This window comes from Nodosilinea sp. LEGE 06152, from assembly GCF_015207525.1.
Lineage (GTDB): Bacteria > Cyanobacteriota > Cyanobacteriia > Phormidesmidales > Phormidesmidaceae > Nodosilinea.
Genome location: NZ_JADEWR010000006.1, coordinates 18,156 through 31,267 on the forward strand (window position 1 = coordinate 18,156; position 13,112 = coordinate 31,267).

A 13,112-nucleotide genomic window follows, 5' to 3' on the forward strand; every position below is an offset into this window, starting at 1 on the left:
ATACCCTAATAAATGCCAGTGCTGATTCATATATGGCTCAGTTCTGGCCCGGCCCCGGCCCGTTGGAGCACCATGCAGTCTTACCAAGAGCAAGAGGTGTCGCTACACCGGCTGCTTCAGTTGAGTGCAGCAACCCCAGACTACGTACAGGTTAAACCAAGAGGGTTTAGGGCAATTCTGCAATCGACCGTAGAATTTCTCGAAGCTCACGATATTCAGGCGAATCTGCTGGTAAAGCTACCTGTGGGAGACGCCTGGAACGAAGATGTGTCGCGCTATAGCCAGGGCCTAGCGTCGCCTCACCAGGTATTTCGGTTTGTGCGGCTCGACTCGGCCCCGTCGCCCTCTGGTTCTGAAGACGTGGTTTTGCCCCTCAGTGCAGACCACACCTGGCGAGGCGACTATTTTGTGGTGGTGCAGTCTGAGACTTTTGCGGCGATGGTCGTGGCCCATCGCTTACAGCCGCTGTCGGCTACGGCCCTGGGCGATGGTAAACGACCATCGCCAGAGGCTCAACCCCCCCCGGAGGCCGACGATGACGAGGATGGCTCTCCTCAGCTAGAAGAGGCCAGTGCGGTGCGGTCATCGTACCTGTCGGTGTGCTGTTCGGTGAACCCCGATTTGGTCGCCATAGTAGTCAGCGCCATTTGCCATCAGGTTAACCAAAGCGTTGCTGCCGATGCCGATACCGACCTGGCTGCACTAACGCAGCAGTGGGCTCAGATCAGGGCAACTCAAACCCTCACCCCCGCCTACCTGACGCTGGTCGATCGCTGGCTAAACTGGCAGCTAGCGCGCCAGGAGCATCTGCGCCAGTCGGCCTCGACTTACCGCCGTCAGGCCCTGGGCATGTCGAACCTGTCGACCCAAAATGAGGTGCTGCTCACCACCCTGCGCCTCAAGGATGACTTTCTCAATACTGTGGGTCAAGAGCTGCGCACTCCCCTGACCACCATTAAAACGGCGCTCACCCTGCTCGATTCGCCCCACCTCAAGCCGCCCCAGCGGCAGCGCTATATGGGCATGATCAGTCACGAGTGCGATCGCCAGAGTGCGCTGATCAGCGGTGTGCTCAACCTGTTGCAAATGGAAACCAGCGTGGGTCAAACCCAGCTCGACTCGCTGAACCTATCAGAGGCCGTGCCCCCGGTGGTGAGTACCTACCAACCTCTGGCCGCCGAAAAAGGCATTATGCTGGCCTACACCATTCCCCGCCATGTACCAGCGGTAAGCTGCCCCGGTAGCTGGCTGCGGCAGATTATGATTCATCTGCTTAACAACAGCCTTAAATACACGCTCAGCGGCGGTCGGGTGTGGGTGACGGCCCGCAGCACCTCAAACTATGCCGAAATTGAAGTGCGCGACACCGGCATCGGCATTTCGGCCAGCGATTTGCCCCGCATTTTTGATCACTTTTACCGGGGCCGCAACCTGCCGCCTGACGAAACCGAAGGGGCTGGGCTGGGGCTGACCATTGTGCAGCAGCTGCTGCTCTACTGCGGGGGTACGGTGGTGGCTCGCAGCCAACCCGAAGAAGGCACAACGATCGCGGTGCGGCTGCCGCTTCACCGGGGTAGCTCTAGCCATTAAAATGGTTGGTTTAAACGGCGAACTTTGCCTTGGCGTTACCTAAACCTGCCGCCCCAGACCGCCAATCTGACGACAAGCTTGGCCCCATCTATGCCCTGCTTGCCTATAGCACCTGGGGGCTATTGCCTATCTACTGGAAGCTTTTTGACGCGACCCCTGCCGTGGAAGTGCTCAGCCACCGCATGATTTGGTCGGCGGTGTTTCTCTGCGGCATTCTGGTAGTGCAGCGGCGGCTAAGCGATCTGCTGGCGCTGCTGCGATCGCCCCGTCGGGTGCTGGTGCTGCTGCTTACGGCCAGCCTGCTGACCTTTAACTGGGGGCTGTACATCTACGGAGTAAACAGCGATCGCGTCGTTGAGGCCAGCCTGGGCTACTACATCAACCCTCTGGTGACCGTGCTGCTGGGCTTTGTGTTTCTCAAAGAACGCCTGTACCGAGGGCAGCAGGTGGCCGTAGCCCTGGCGGTGGTGGGGGTAGGTTACTTTGTCTGGCAGCTGGGCACTGTACCGTGGATTGCTCTGGCTCTGGCGATCTCCTTTGCGTTCTACGGGCTGCTGCGCAAGGTGGTGGCGGTGGCTCCCCTGGTGGGTTTGGCGGTCGAAACGCTGCTCATCACACCGATTACGCTGCTGTTTGTGAGCTGGTTGGGCGCTACGGGGCAGGGCCATTTTGGCCAGGGCTGGCCGCTGACGCTGCTGTTCGTTGGAGCCGGGGTGACCACATCTATGCCCCTGCTGTGGTTTAACAATGCGGCTAAGCGGCTGAAGCTCGCTACCCTGGGCTTTTTTCAGTACCTAGCTCCGTCGCTGTCGTTGCTGCTGGGGGTGTTTGTGTACGGCGAGCCGTTTACCCCCGTGCATGTTGTTACCTTTAGCTGCATTTGGGCGGCGCTGCTGCTGTATTCGGTCACGGCCCTGCGGGCCAGGCCAGGGCAGGTTTAGCTAGCGCCAGTTTTCGCGGCGCTGAAGGGGGTTCATGAGTTCGTTCAGCCCTTCGCCTACCAGCGACAGCCCCGTCACCATTAGCGTCAGGGCCAGGCCGGGAAACAGCGCCGTCCACCAGATGCCCGTGGGCAGCGCATCGAGAGCCTGACGGATGTCGGCCCCCCACTCAGGCACCTGCTCGGGCAGACCCAGGCCCAAAAAACCTAGCCCCCCCAACACCAGAATGGCGTCGGCGGCGTTGAGGGTAAACAGCACCGGCACGCTTTGAATCACGTTGAGAAAGAGGTAACGGGTCAGCACCGTCCAGGGGTCGGCCCCCATGGCCTGGGCTGCTTCGACAAACAGCTCGGTCTTAACGCTGACGGTGTGGTTGCGTACCACCCGGTAGTACTGGGGAATGTAGGCAATGCTGAGGGCGATCGCCGCATTCACTACCCCTCGGCCTACTACAAACGCCAGCGTGACCGAGAGCAGTAGCCCCGGCAGGGTGTAGATCGTGTCCATAAAAAACAGCAGGGCGCGATCGAGCCAGCCGCCCAGGTAGCCGCTGACCATGCCCAGGGGCACCCCGATCGCCACGCTCAGCAGCGTCGCCAGCAGCACCACCTGCCAGGCCGCGCGGGTACCGAACAAAGTGCGCGCAAATACGTCGTAACCCTGGCGCGTGGTGCCAAACCAGTGGTCGCCGCTGGGGGGCTGGTGAATAGGGTTTTGCAGCGCCGTGGTGGGGTCGAGCAGCCAGCCCCAGCTCTGCATCAGGGGTGTCAGCAGGGCAATTAGAATAAACGCCAGGGTAATGGCTAGACCCACCCACATCAGCACCACCGACACGCTGGCGGCAGACTTAGACCCAGGCTTCCTGGCAAATCTGCGCAGCAGGGGCGATCGCGGAGTGGTAGCCATAGCAGCGCAGTGAGTGAACAGGCTCTATTATGCCAGAGCCAGGCGCAAAGGCCGGTCTTTAGGGGCGATCGCTCTCCTCCAGCCGCTGACTAGCCCAGGCATAATGAAGGCAGTCAGACCGCCGCCTGCTGTTCTACCGAACCAAGACCGTGGGTTCAAAAGACGTTGCGGCGATCGCGCTCTAAAGCTCATTTACTGGCCCCACGACTGGAGACCCCATGACTGCCATCGATAGCGCTACCCTACCCACCCCCGACCTGCTAGAGGTTGTTGCCTCAGGGGCGCGACTTGAGGGCAAACAGGTCACCGCTGCGCTGCTGAAGGTCGAGCGGCAGACTAAGCAGCAGCGACAGCAGCTTTCTAGCGAGGCGCTGCTCGGCACCTGGCGGCTGCGGTTTACAGCCCCCAAAAAGCCCGCCTACAGAGCGGGCCAGCCGACTGGCAGCGGCTTCTACGTGCCTGGGCTGGCGATCGCAACCATTGGCTTTAGCCGCGGCGATGGCGACGGGTTAGCCATTCAAAACCAGCTTCAGGTTGGCCCCATTCGGCTGCGGTTCACGGGGCCAGCCAAGTTTCTGCCTAAGAAAAACTTGCTGGCCTTCGACTTTGTGCGCCTGCAGGTCCTGGTGGGTGGTCTCAGCCTGATCGACCTGCCCCTGCGCAGCAAAGCCGCCAAAACAGGCGATTTTGCCGATACCTCGGTGGCCAAGCTGCCCTTTTTTGCCTTTTTTGCGGCCCAGAAGGGCTACGTTGCCGCCCGTGGGCGCAGCGGCGGGCTGGCCCTGTGGGTAAAGCAACCCTAGCTTTGGGTTAGCAGCTGGCCTACCATCAGGGCCAGGGCAAAGGCCAAAAACCCCATCAGCAGGTTGTCAAACCGGCCCCAGTGAGGCTCCGACAAATCGCGGCGAAAGTCGCAGTTAAGGCAAACGTATTCGCTTTCGCCGTGCCTAACAATGCTGTGCCGTCGACACTGGGGGCACTCGATGTGGGGATCGTGCTGCTGGTGATAGGGAACGAGCATGGGGAGACCTCAGGAAAGATGTAATTTGTATATTAAACGTACTTCATAAGTGCATGCCGACGCTCAGCTCGTGGAGTTGATAAACGTGGGCTTCTAGTTCTTTGTGCTCTGGATACAGTCTGTGTGACATGCTGGGCCTGAGCAAGCCTGTTCTGGTTCATCCAGAAATGATGCTGTCTTCGCTGTATCTTTGTATTTCACTCGGGTATCTTATGTATATTGTTCTTGGGTAAGTGCTGTATCCCAAGCGGTTGTAAGGAGAACCTATGTCTAGGAAGCTGGTTAGCTATCGGTTGGCAGACGATTTACAACAGGCCCTCAAGGAGCGGGCGGGTAGCGAAGGTATCTCTGCCACCGAGTTGGTTAATCGCCTTCTCCGCCAGGGGTTAGCCGACGACGCAGGCGACACTATCCAGCAGCGGATGTCACAGTTGGAGCAGGTATTGCACCAGTTAGAGAAGCGCGTTGCAGATCAGTCTGTAGGCGATCGCGCTGAGGGTAGGTTGGCTGCCCCAGTATCTGACGCCCTAGGCGTGCGCTTACTGGCTCTAGAGCAAAGGCTTGATGCGCTGACTACAGGTGTAGAGGAGGGCTGCCGCAGTCTTAAACAACTCTCTTTAATGGTCCACGATATGGCCGCTAGCGGGCCGTCTCATGCCCTGGGCCAGCCCAGTCCTTACGTATCTACCCCAGAGCCAAATGCCTATTCTCCAGAGCTATCGCAAGACGTGGTGCAAATGCCGCTGGCTGCCCTACGCAAATTGCTTGGCTCTGACCCAAGCGACTAGGTGCATTGGCGACCCTGGGAGTTTTCTCACAGGAGTTACCCATGGCAATACGGCGCATTTTGGTGGATGAGGGGCTGCTGCTAGAGCTGTTATTTGGCCGCCCGCTGCCGCTGTGCCAGGGCGATCGTCTGTGGGAGTTGTTTTTACAGGGCCAGCTGCAGGGGTACGTGACCGACTTAGCTCTGGGTTTGGTGGGGCGCTACGCGATGCGATCTCGCAAACCGGCCACGATCGCCATAACCCTAACTCAGCTGGGCCGCCTGTTGCGCTGTTGCCCCATAGACCAGACCATGATGCACACGGCCCAGCGATCGCAGCTAGGTCTGCCCTTTGCCCTGCAGGCGGCGGTAGTTGCCCAGCTAGGCCTAGACGGCATTGTTACCCACCGCCCGCTCGACTACGTCACCGATACCGGCGAGGGGGAGGTGCCCATCTACACCCCTGGCCATCTGCTGGGGGAGTACGCTGCCGGTTACATAGAAGCGCGTCGAAGTCAGCTCGAAACCCTCTACCAGGATGATGCTGTAGTAGATCAGCGCTCCTGGTTGGGTCGTCTGGAATATGTAGAGGTTTGCTGCGGCCAAGATCGCCCCACCGCTACCGTGCGGCTACAGTCGCCACTGGGTTACACCCACCAGGAGACAGCTTTTGGAGTAGGGCCGGTAGATGCTGCTCTGAGAGCCCTGAACCTAGCGGTAAGTCACTACATTCCGGTAGCCGACGTGCAGATGGTGTCCTATCGCTGCCTGGCCACCACGGCAGATTCTCCAGTGTCGGCTATGGTTTTGCTAGAGCGACAGATGGCTCTATTTCCGGGGCGCGGCTTTCATCTTGACGTGGTAATGGCGTCTATTGAAGCCTACCTGAATGCCCTGGGCTATTTGATTTTCTGCGATCGCCTTTAAGCGGTTGCAAAAAATTCGCAAAAAAATAGGGTAGGTTCCCCTACCCCCAACCAAGATACGTCTTTAGAGCACGCTGCCGCTGCCCTAGGCCAGCGTTTCGGGGCAGTAGCCCAGACCCATCACAAACTGACGGCGAAAGGCTTCGATCTCTTCGCGATCGGGCTTGCCGTGGGAGACAATAGCGACCTGGTAGCGGCGCATCACGTCGATGGGCGACTGCCCGGTCTCTAGCCCCCAGAGGGCCATGCGCACCCGAATGCCGGGGTCGTAGGCAATACCCAGTTCGTTCATGTAGGCGCGAAAATCTTCGGCATCGGGAACGCCGATGTTGTCATCCATCTTGACGCGAACGACCCATCCATCAATCTGATGAATCACCGTCATAAACTCTAGGGGCAATCTCGGGGTGCCCAGTAGGTGTTCAACCACGCGGACGGTCAAACTGGCATTGGCGAGATAGTAGGTGTATTCCATCGTTGACCTTTAGACAGGTGCTACAGTTCTTATTGTCTTAGACCGGTCCTCAAGCCGTTAGGGTTAAGTCCCCCTAACTCACCTGGGTGTATTCACCCAACCTGGGAGGCCGTACATAATTTTCAAACACTGGCCTCAGAGATGTCACCAGAGACCCCTCGCCCCTCTTTTGAATATTCCCTGGCGGCTTATCAATATTCCCTGCCGTCAGAAAAGATCGCCCAAACCCCCGTCACCCCTCGGGATTCGTCTCGTTTACTGGTGGTCGATGACCCCACTACCCACCGCCACCGCCACTTCCGTGACCTACCTACTCTGCTGCAGCCGGGCGATCTGCTCGTTCTCAACGACACGCGCGTCATTCCTGCCCGCCTGGTGGGGTACAAGCCCAGCGGTGCCCAGGTCGAAGTATTTTTACTCGAAGACCAGGGCGACAATCATTGGCTGGCCCTGGTGCGCCCCGGTCGCCGCCTTAAACCAGGGGCCACCGTACACTTTGGCCCCAACCCCGATCGGCCCGACCTGGTGGCCCAGGTGCTATCCACCGATCTCGACACCAACGGTCGCCTGCTGAAATTTGAGCACTCTGGTAAAGAGTCCCTCTTCGCCCTATTTGAGCGCTTGGGGGAAGTTCCCCTACCGCCCTATATCACCGATACAGCAGCGTCGCCTGACCAGTACCAGACCGTCTATGCCGAAGCCCCTGGGGCGGTGGCGGCCCCCACGGCGGGGCTGCACTTTACTCCCGAGCTTTTCGAGCGGCTGGAGGAGATGGGGGTGGGGCGATCGCGCATTACCCTCCACGTCGGTGTCGGTACCTTTCGCCCGGTGGAGACCGAGAACATTCTCGACCACAAAATGCACGGCGAATGGATTGATGTCTCGGCGGAAACCGTAGCGCAGATCAACGCCACCAAAGCCCAAGGCGGGCGCGTAATTGCTGTGGGAACGACGGTGGTGCGTGCTCTGGAGGGCGCGGCCCAGGGCGGCGAACTGCAACCCTACCAGGGCAAGGTAAACCTGTTTATCTATCCTGGTTACCAGTACCAGGTAATCGATGGGTTAATTACCAACTTTCATCTGCCGGGGTCTAGCCTGCTGATGCTGGTCAGCGCCCTGATCGGGCGAGAGCGGCTGCTGGCGCTCTACGAAACCGCCATTGAGCAGGACTATCGCTTTTATTCCTTCGGCGATGCCATGCTAATTTTGCCCGCAGCGACCGTCAACAGCGAGATTACTAGCTCAAAGCAGTAGGGGCTTTCCCGCGCTATTGCAGCAGGTGATTTAGTTAAGACACTTTAACAGGCGGAATCCTCTGCTAGGGGCATTGCATGCAATGCCCCTCCGTTGAACTTGTCCTAAGTCAATGGACGTTTGCAGTAGAGCCCGCATTAAAGACTGAATGCCTTCTGTGGAGCGCCAAAATATCTTGTGGTGCAGATACCCGGTCCCTTGATCGAGCTTAGTCGTGGATCGAGCCATCGGGCATGATTGCCCCGGTGAGAATGGTGCCCGTGAGCTTGACCATGGTGCGGCCCCCCACGGCTACCTTCGCGCCGCTGAGGTCGGCCCCGCTGAGGTCGGCCCCGCTAAAGTCTGCGCCGATTAGGTCAGCTTCGCGCAGGTTGGCATGGCTAAGGTCGGCCTGCAGCAGGTTGGCGCGAAACAGCTTGGCCTTGCTGAGGTTGGCCCGGTTGAGGTTGACCTTGTGCAAAAAAGCATCGCTGAGGTCGGCCCCGCTCAGGTTGGCTTCGCTGAGGTTGCGGCCCCCAAAGTCTTTTTCGCGCAGGTTGGCCCCGCTCATGTCAGTGCCGCTGAGGTCAGGGCTCTGGCGCGATCGGTGGGTGCTAGCCGCCCCGTTGCGGGTGTGGGCGTTATAGCTGTTGTAGGCGTCGTTGGGCTTGGGGCTGGGTGAACCGTTGGCTGCTGCGCTGCTGCTACCCGCTGTGCTGCCGGTGGAACTGGTCTGGCTTTGGCCGCTGGAACTGCTGCTGGCGCTGGTGGCTTTGTTGCCTCCTACCCCCGCTGCTGCATCGCGCCGCTGACGGTAGGTCTGCGACTGGTCAGTGCCGGAGGCTGTGGAACCACTGGTGTTGGTGCTGTGGTTGCTTTGATCGGTGCCACCGTTACTCTGGCCAGTCCCTTGGCCAGTGCCGTAGTAGCTGCCGCCGTAGGTGCTGCGCTGGTAGCGGTAGTAGCGATTGTGAGAGGTCGATCGCTGCTCATCGTCAGGATCGTCGCTGGCGTTTTGGGATCGGGTGCTGCCGTAGCCTTTGTTGGTGTAGCCACTGCCGTAGGCCGAGCGATAGTCGCTGGTGCCGTAGCCTGCCGTGGAGGCCTTATAGCTACTGCTGGCGGTGCCGTAGCGGCTAGCCGAGCTGGTGCTGCGACCATTGCGGCTGTGCGATCGCAGCAAATCGCGTGCGTGGTTCAGCGCCTTGATCTTGTCCTGGGCCTTTTGGTACAGCCGCTCGTTATCTTGGGGAATGCGATCGGGGTGCCAGACAAACACCAGATCTTTATAAGCCTGGTTGATTTCCTCCAGGGAGGCACCAGGCTCTAGCTCCAGAATTCGATAGGCGTTGTCCAGCTCACGCATGTAGAGACCATCTCGCATAGGGTGCTGAGGCCGGTGCTCAACTCATAACATTTTAGGCGGCTTCCCCCCAGAGCGTAAGACCTGGGCTGTTATCTACCGTTTTGCTTAACGCCTTAGAGCGCAAATCCAGCTCAAATCGCCTGGTTCTTCAAAGGAAATTGGGGGATCGGCGCAGCTTAATATACATACATTAAGTTCAGCGGGTCTCTCAGCCAGTCTTGAGAGACCCCTGGTTAACAGGAGGAAGAGGCAATGCGCGTATTGGTCATGGGTGGCACCCGGTTTATCGGGGTGTATTTAACCAAGCTGTTGATCGAGCAGGGCCACGAGGTGGTGCTGTTTAACCGGGGCAACCACCCTGCCCCTGTAGAGGGGGTGCCAACGATTGTGGGCGATCGCACCGATGCCGACAGCCTCAAAACCCAGCTGGCGGGCGAAACTTTCGACGCCATCTTCGATAATAACGGGCGCGAGCTGAGCGACACCCAGCCCCTGGTAGAACTATTTGGGGATAAGCTCCAGCACTTCGTCTACGTCAGCTCTGCCGGGGTCTACCTCAAGTCTGACCAGATGCCCCACATTGAAGGCGATGCGGTGGATCCTAAAAGCCGCCACAAGGGCAAGTTTGAAACTGAAGCGTATCTGCAAGAGCAAGGGGTGCCCTTCACTTCGGTGCGCCCGGTCTACATCTACGGCCCGCAGAACTATAACCCCCTCGAAGCCTGGTTCTTTGACCGGGTGGTGCGCGATCGCCCCATTCCTATCCCTGGTAACGGCATGCACCTTACCCAGCTGGGCCATGTGCAAGACCTGGCGGCAGCGATGGCGGCGGTATTGGGCAACGAAACCGCGATCGGCCAAATTTACAATATCTCTGGTGAGAAGGCCGTCACCTTTGATGGGCTGGCCCGCGCCTGTGCCATAGCGGCAGGTAAGGATCCCGATAGCCTCAAAATCGTCCACTACGACCCCAAAGCCTTTGACTTTGGCAAAGCCAAGGCGTTCCCGATGCGAGTGCAGCATTTCTTTACCGCGATCGACAAGGCGCAGGCCGAGCTGGGCTGGGCACCCACCTACGACCTGGTCACCGGGCTAAAGGATTCGTTCCAAAACGACTACCTGGCTACTGATAAGGACAAAGCCGCGATCGATTTTGCCCTGGACGATCAAATTCTGGCCGGATAAACCTCACACCATCCCCTGGTAGGGTGGGCACTGCCCACCTTCTACCTTGCGATTAGCAGGTAAAGCCTATGGTTATGGCGAGATCATGGCTATGAACAGCCGACTATAGGCCTAAGGCTATAGCCAGGGTTAAAAGGTGGGCAGTGCCCACCCCACGCGTGACTGGGTGATAATGGGGTAGTAGCTATTCTTGAGGCTATGACTACCAGCAATGATCGCCTAGACCGCATTGAGGCCTTAGTCGAAAAGAATGCCGCCGCAATTGATAAGAATGCCGTAGCGATCGACAAGCTGACAGATGATATCGGTCGCTTTAACGATCGCCTAGATACCTATGAAAAGGGCATGCGCTGGGTTGTGCAGCTGGCCTTCGCTCTTCTGATCTCGGCAACGGTGGCACTGATTATTAATGCTGCGGCCTTTTTGGTGAAGCTGGTGTTGCCTAGCTAAGCACAGCTATCGTAGCTACCGTCCTCTAGGCCATTACCCAGTTTTGATGGTGACGAGTCTATCTATCGGTAGAATCTCTAACCCCTGTTCAGACAAGGGTGCTCGGTTCTGTTTACGATGAAACTTGGCCCTTGTTGACTCGTTGGCTAACCCCCATGGCTGCACGCCCCGATATTCTCTTTCTTGTGCTCGATACCCAGCGGGCCGACCGCCTCTCCTGCTACGGCTACGACAAGCCAACCTCGCCGAATTTGGATGCGATCGCAGCCAACTCCACCCGCTTTACCCAAGCCGTCGCCGCCGCCCAGTGGACTGTGCCCTCCCACGCCTCAATGTTCACGGGCCTGTACCCCTCCGAGCACACTATGGTGCAGTCGTACTCGGTCCTGCCCCAGGATTTGCCGACTCTGGCCGAACGGCTAGAGGCCAGCGGCTACTACACCGCCGGATTCTGCAACAATCCTCTAGTAGGTGTCATCAACAACGGGCTGCGGCGGGGGTTCACCAGCTTCCTCAACTACAGCGGCTTGCTCACCTCCAAGCCCAACCAGGCAGGCAGCCGTCCCGATTTAGTCAGCCGCTACCGTCAGTGGTTTAAGGGCAAGGTCGCCACATTCCTCAATCGCATTCAGGACGCTTTTGCCCGATCCGATGCGCTTTTAGCCCTTAGCTTTACACCGCTGATGGTGCCCCTGTGGCAAACGGCTCTAAGCTTTAAGGGCAACACCCAGAAGTCTTTGGAAGACACCGCCAATCTACTGATCAACCGGACTGGAGTAAAGGCCGACCAGCCCATCTTCACCTTTGTGAACCTGATGGGCACCCACATGCCCTACCACCCGCCCCGCCGCTACATCGAGCAGTTTGCCCCCCACGTTCTGGCCGATCGCCAGGCCCAAACTTTTTTGCAGCGCTTCAACGGCGATGTCTACGGCTGGCTGGCTCCCCTGACGGGCGCACTGGACGAGCAGCAAAAGCAAACCCTCGACGGCATGTACGACGCCGAGGTCGCCTACCAGGATGCGCTGCTGGGGCAGTTCTTCGATCGCCTCCAAACATCTGGCCAGCTCGACAACACCCTGGTGATTATCTGCGCCGACCACGGCGAGCACCTGGGTGAAAAGCAGTACATGGGCCACAGCCTCTCGATCTACAACGAGCTGGTGCGCGTACCGCTGATCATCCGCGATCCCCAAAATCGACTGGAGCAGGGTTCGGTTGTAGAGGCTGTCGTTTCGACCCGCCGCCTATTCCACACGGTGCTGGCCGCCGCAGGCATCGCCAACGAGAAGGAGCTAGCGCTAGATCTGACTCACAGTCAGGGCACGCCCAACGAGCGGGACTACGTGTTTGCCGAGGCGATTCCGCCGCAGAATGTGGTCAACCTGATGCAGAAACGCCAGCCGGAGTTGGTCAAGACGATGGGGTGCGATCGCGTCCGTCGCGCCGTCTGGATGGGGCAGCACAAGCTGATCGAAACCGAAGGCTCCGAGGCTGAACTCTACGACGTGCTCGAAGACCCCACCGAAGCCCTCGACCTCAGCGCCATCCTGCCTGAAAATGTGGAGGTGCTGCAAGACTGCCTGCAAGCCTTTGCCGATCGCTCTGACCAACACCTTGCCCAGGCCGCTATCACCCGCGCCACCGACTACGATGACCCCGAAGTTCGCCGCCGCCTCGAAGAACTAGGCTACCTGGAGGATTAAATGACCGAAACCGCCGAAAAACTGAAGTTGGAACTGGCCCAACTGTCGGTACAGGATCGGGCAGAGTTAGCCTATTTTCTGATTCACTCTCTCGATGACGAAAGCGACGGTGATGTGGAAAGCGCCTGGGAAAGTGAGTTAGACCAGAGAATGAACTCGATTGAGAATGGCACTGCCGTGGGCGAATCAGCTAGCCAGGTAATTGCCAACCTGCGAGCAAAATACTCGTGAAACCGCTTGTGCTTCACAGCGAGGCAATTGCAGAACTAGACGGAGCCGTTGCCTATTATCAAGATCAGCGATCGGGACTGGGACTTGATTTTTTGTTCACCGTTGAACGGGCCTTTAGCAAAATTCAGCAGCATCCAGAGTTGGGCACTCCCTACAAAATTCGAGGGCTGCGTCGCTTTGTACTCCAACAGTTTCCATTTCTCATTTTCTATGCAGAGCTGGAAGCCTGCACTTGGATTGTCGCGATCGCTCACAGCAAGCGCAAACCCGACTACTGGCGCAAGCGACAGATAGAATAATGCTGCCTACCCATCCA

General features: G+C 58.5%; 15 protein-coding genes. 11 read left to right on the forward strand and 4 right to left on the reverse strand.

Annotated features, from left to right (window positions below; all coding sequences use genetic code 11):
• The first annotated feature begins 72 nt into the window (after positions 1-72).
• The gene (locus IQ265_RS10485; RefSeq protein ID WP_194053165.1) at positions 73-1,590 is read left to right on the forward strand and encodes an ATP-binding protein; all 1,518 of its coding nucleotides are present in this window, start codon (positions 73-75) and stop codon (positions 1,588-1,590) included.
• Between the two features lie 29 nt (positions 1,591-1,619).
• Positions 1,620-2,531: an EamA family transporter RarD gene (rarD, locus tag IQ265_RS10490; RefSeq protein ID WP_194053167.1), complete on the forward strand. Its 912-nt coding sequence runs from the start codon at positions 1,620-1,622 to the stop codon at positions 2,529-2,531.
• Here rarD and IQ265_RS10495 read toward each other — a convergent pair whose 3' ends face one another.
• On the reverse strand, positions 2,532-3,437 hold the full coding sequence (locus IQ265_RS10495) for an ABC transporter permease (RefSeq protein WP_194053169.1): 906 nt from the start codon (positions 3,435-3,437) through the stop codon (positions 2,532-2,534).
• Positions 3,438-3,655: 218 nt separating this feature from the next.
• On the opposite strand from IQ265_RS10495, the gene IQ265_RS10500 reads away from it, so the two are divergent.
• Positions 3,656-4,240: a hypothetical protein gene (locus IQ265_RS10500; protein ID WP_194053171.1), complete on the forward strand. Its 585-nt coding sequence runs from the start codon at positions 3,656-3,658 to the stop codon at positions 4,238-4,240.
• Here the strand turns inward: IQ265_RS10500 and IQ265_RS10505 are convergent.
• On the reverse strand, positions 4,237-4,458 hold the full coding sequence (locus tag IQ265_RS10505; RefSeq protein WP_194053173.1) for a hypothetical protein: 222 nt from the start codon (positions 4,456-4,458) through the stop codon (positions 4,237-4,239). The genes IQ265_RS10500 and IQ265_RS10505 overlap by 4 nt on opposite strands.
• Before the next feature lie 266 nt (positions 4,459-4,724).
• Here IQ265_RS10505 and IQ265_RS10510 point away from each other — a divergent pair, with 266 nt between their 5' ends.
• Together IQ265_RS10510 and IQ265_RS10515 are read left to right on the forward strand one after the other, a co-directional pair.
• The gene (locus IQ265_RS10510; RefSeq protein WP_194053175.1) at positions 4,725-5,246 is read left to right on the forward strand and encodes a hypothetical protein; all 522 of its coding nucleotides are present in this window, start codon (positions 4,725-4,727) and stop codon (positions 5,244-5,246) included.
• 41 nt (positions 5,247-5,287) lie between these two features.
• Positions 5,288-6,151 carry an alpha-isopropylmalate synthase regulatory domain-containing protein gene (locus tag IQ265_RS10515; RefSeq protein ID WP_194053177.1) on the forward strand — a complete coding sequence of 288 codons (864 nt, stop codon included), beginning with the start codon at positions 5,288-5,290 and terminating at the stop codon, positions 6,149-6,151.
• A gap of 84 nt (positions 6,152-6,235) precedes the next feature.
• On the opposite strand, the gene IQ265_RS10520 is transcribed toward IQ265_RS10515, so the two are convergent.
• On the reverse strand, positions 6,236-6,625 hold the full coding sequence (locus IQ265_RS10520) for a hypothetical protein (protein WP_194053179.1): 390 nt from the start codon (positions 6,623-6,625) through the stop codon (positions 6,236-6,238).
• 141 nt (positions 6,626-6,766) lie between these two features.
• Between IQ265_RS10520 and queA the strand changes: the two genes are divergently transcribed.
• Complete coding sequence (gene queA / locus IQ265_RS10525) at positions 6,767-7,879, forward strand: tRNA preQ1(34) S-adenosylmethionine ribosyltransferase-isomerase QueA (RefSeq protein WP_194053188.1); 1,113 nt, start codon at positions 6,767-6,769, stop codon at positions 7,877-7,879.
• Between the two features lie 208 nt (positions 7,880-8,087).
• On the opposite strand, the gene IQ265_RS10530 is transcribed toward queA, so the two are convergent.
• Positions 8,088-9,242, reverse strand: coding sequence for a pentapeptide repeat-containing protein (locus tag IQ265_RS10530; protein ID WP_228037781.1), 1,155 nt, complete (start codon positions 9,240-9,242; stop codon positions 8,088-8,090).
• A 234-nt stretch (positions 9,243-9,476) separates the two neighbouring features.
• Between IQ265_RS10530 and IQ265_RS10535 the strand changes: the two genes are divergently transcribed.
• The 5 genes from IQ265_RS10535 (at position 9,477) to IQ265_RS10555 (ending at position 13,095) form a co-directional block, all read left to right on the forward strand.
• Positions 9,477-10,409, forward strand: coding sequence for an NAD-dependent epimerase/dehydratase family protein (locus IQ265_RS10535; RefSeq protein WP_194053190.1), 933 nt, complete (start codon positions 9,477-9,479; stop codon positions 10,407-10,409).
• Between the two features lie 198 nt (positions 10,410-10,607).
• Positions 10,608-10,859, forward strand: coding sequence for a hypothetical protein (locus IQ265_RS10540; protein ID WP_194053192.1), 252 nt, complete (start codon positions 10,608-10,610; stop codon positions 10,857-10,859).
• 155 nt (positions 10,860-11,014) lie between these two features.
• Positions 11,015-12,565 carry a sulfatase gene (locus IQ265_RS10545; protein ID WP_194053194.1) on the forward strand — a complete coding sequence of 517 codons (1,551 nt, stop codon included), beginning with the start codon at positions 11,015-11,017 and terminating at the stop codon, positions 12,563-12,565.
• Positions 12,566-12,796 carry an addiction module protein gene (locus IQ265_RS10550; protein ID WP_194053196.1) on the forward strand — a complete coding sequence of 77 codons (231 nt, stop codon included), beginning with the start codon at positions 12,566-12,568 and terminating at the stop codon, positions 12,794-12,796. It begins immediately after the preceding gene.
• Entirely contained in the window at positions 12,793-13,095 is a 303-nt protein-coding gene (locus IQ265_RS10555; RefSeq protein ID WP_194053198.1) for a type II toxin-antitoxin system RelE/ParE family toxin, read from the forward strand. Before IQ265_RS10550 ends, IQ265_RS10555 begins: the two co-directional genes overlap by 4 nt.
• The last annotated feature ends 17 nt before the right edge of the window (positions 13,096-13,112 follow it).

What these genes read in the sequence shown, in the direction of transcription:
- IQ265_RS10520 (WP_194053179.1), bottom strand. Translation starts at nt 6,625, where the DNA reads ATGGAATACACCTACTATCTCGCCAATGCCAGTTTGACCGTCCGCGTG.
- IQ265_RS10550 (WP_194053196.1), top strand. Translation starts at nt 12,566, where the DNA reads ATGACCGAAACCGCCGAAAAACTGAAGTTGGAACTGGCCCAACTGTCG.
- IQ265_RS10505 (WP_194053173.1), bottom strand. Translation starts at nt 4,458, where the DNA reads ATGCTCGTTCCCTATCACCAGCAGCACGATCCCCACATCGAGTGCCCC.
- IQ265_RS10515 (WP_194053177.1), top strand. Translation starts at nt 5,288, where the DNA reads ATGGCAATACGGCGCATTTTGGTGGATGAGGGGCTGCTGCTAGAGCTG.
- IQ265_RS10530 (WP_228037781.1), bottom strand. Translation starts at nt 9,242, where the DNA reads ATGCGAGATGGTCTCTACATGCGTGAGCTGGACAACGCCTATCGAATT.
- IQ265_RS10495 (WP_194053169.1), bottom strand. Translation starts at nt 3,437, where the DNA reads ATGGCTACCACTCCGCGATCGCCCCTGCTGCGCAGATTTGCCAGGAAG.
- IQ265_RS10540 (WP_194053192.1), top strand. Translation starts at nt 10,608, where the DNA reads ATGACTACCAGCAATGATCGCCTAGACCGCATTGAGGCCTTAGTCGAA.
- IQ265_RS10535 (WP_194053190.1), top strand. Translation starts at nt 9,477, where the DNA reads ATGCGCGTATTGGTCATGGGTGGCACCCGGTTTATCGGGGTGTATTTA.
- queA (WP_194053188.1), top strand. Translation starts at nt 6,767, where the DNA reads ATGTCACCAGAGACCCCTCGCCCCTCTTTTGAATATTCCCTGGCGGCT.
- IQ265_RS10485 (WP_194053165.1), top strand. Translation starts at nt 73, where the DNA reads ATGCAGTCTTACCAAGAGCAAGAGGTGTCGCTACACCGGCTGCTTCAG.
- IQ265_RS10500 (WP_194053171.1), top strand. Translation starts at nt 3,656, where the DNA reads ATGACTGCCATCGATAGCGCTACCCTACCCACCCCCGACCTGCTAGAG.
- IQ265_RS10510 (WP_194053175.1), top strand. Translation starts at nt 4,725, where the DNA reads ATGTCTAGGAAGCTGGTTAGCTATCGGTTGGCAGACGATTTACAACAG.
- IQ265_RS10545 (WP_194053194.1), top strand. Translation starts at nt 11,015, where the DNA reads ATGGCTGCACGCCCCGATATTCTCTTTCTTGTGCTCGATACCCAGCGG.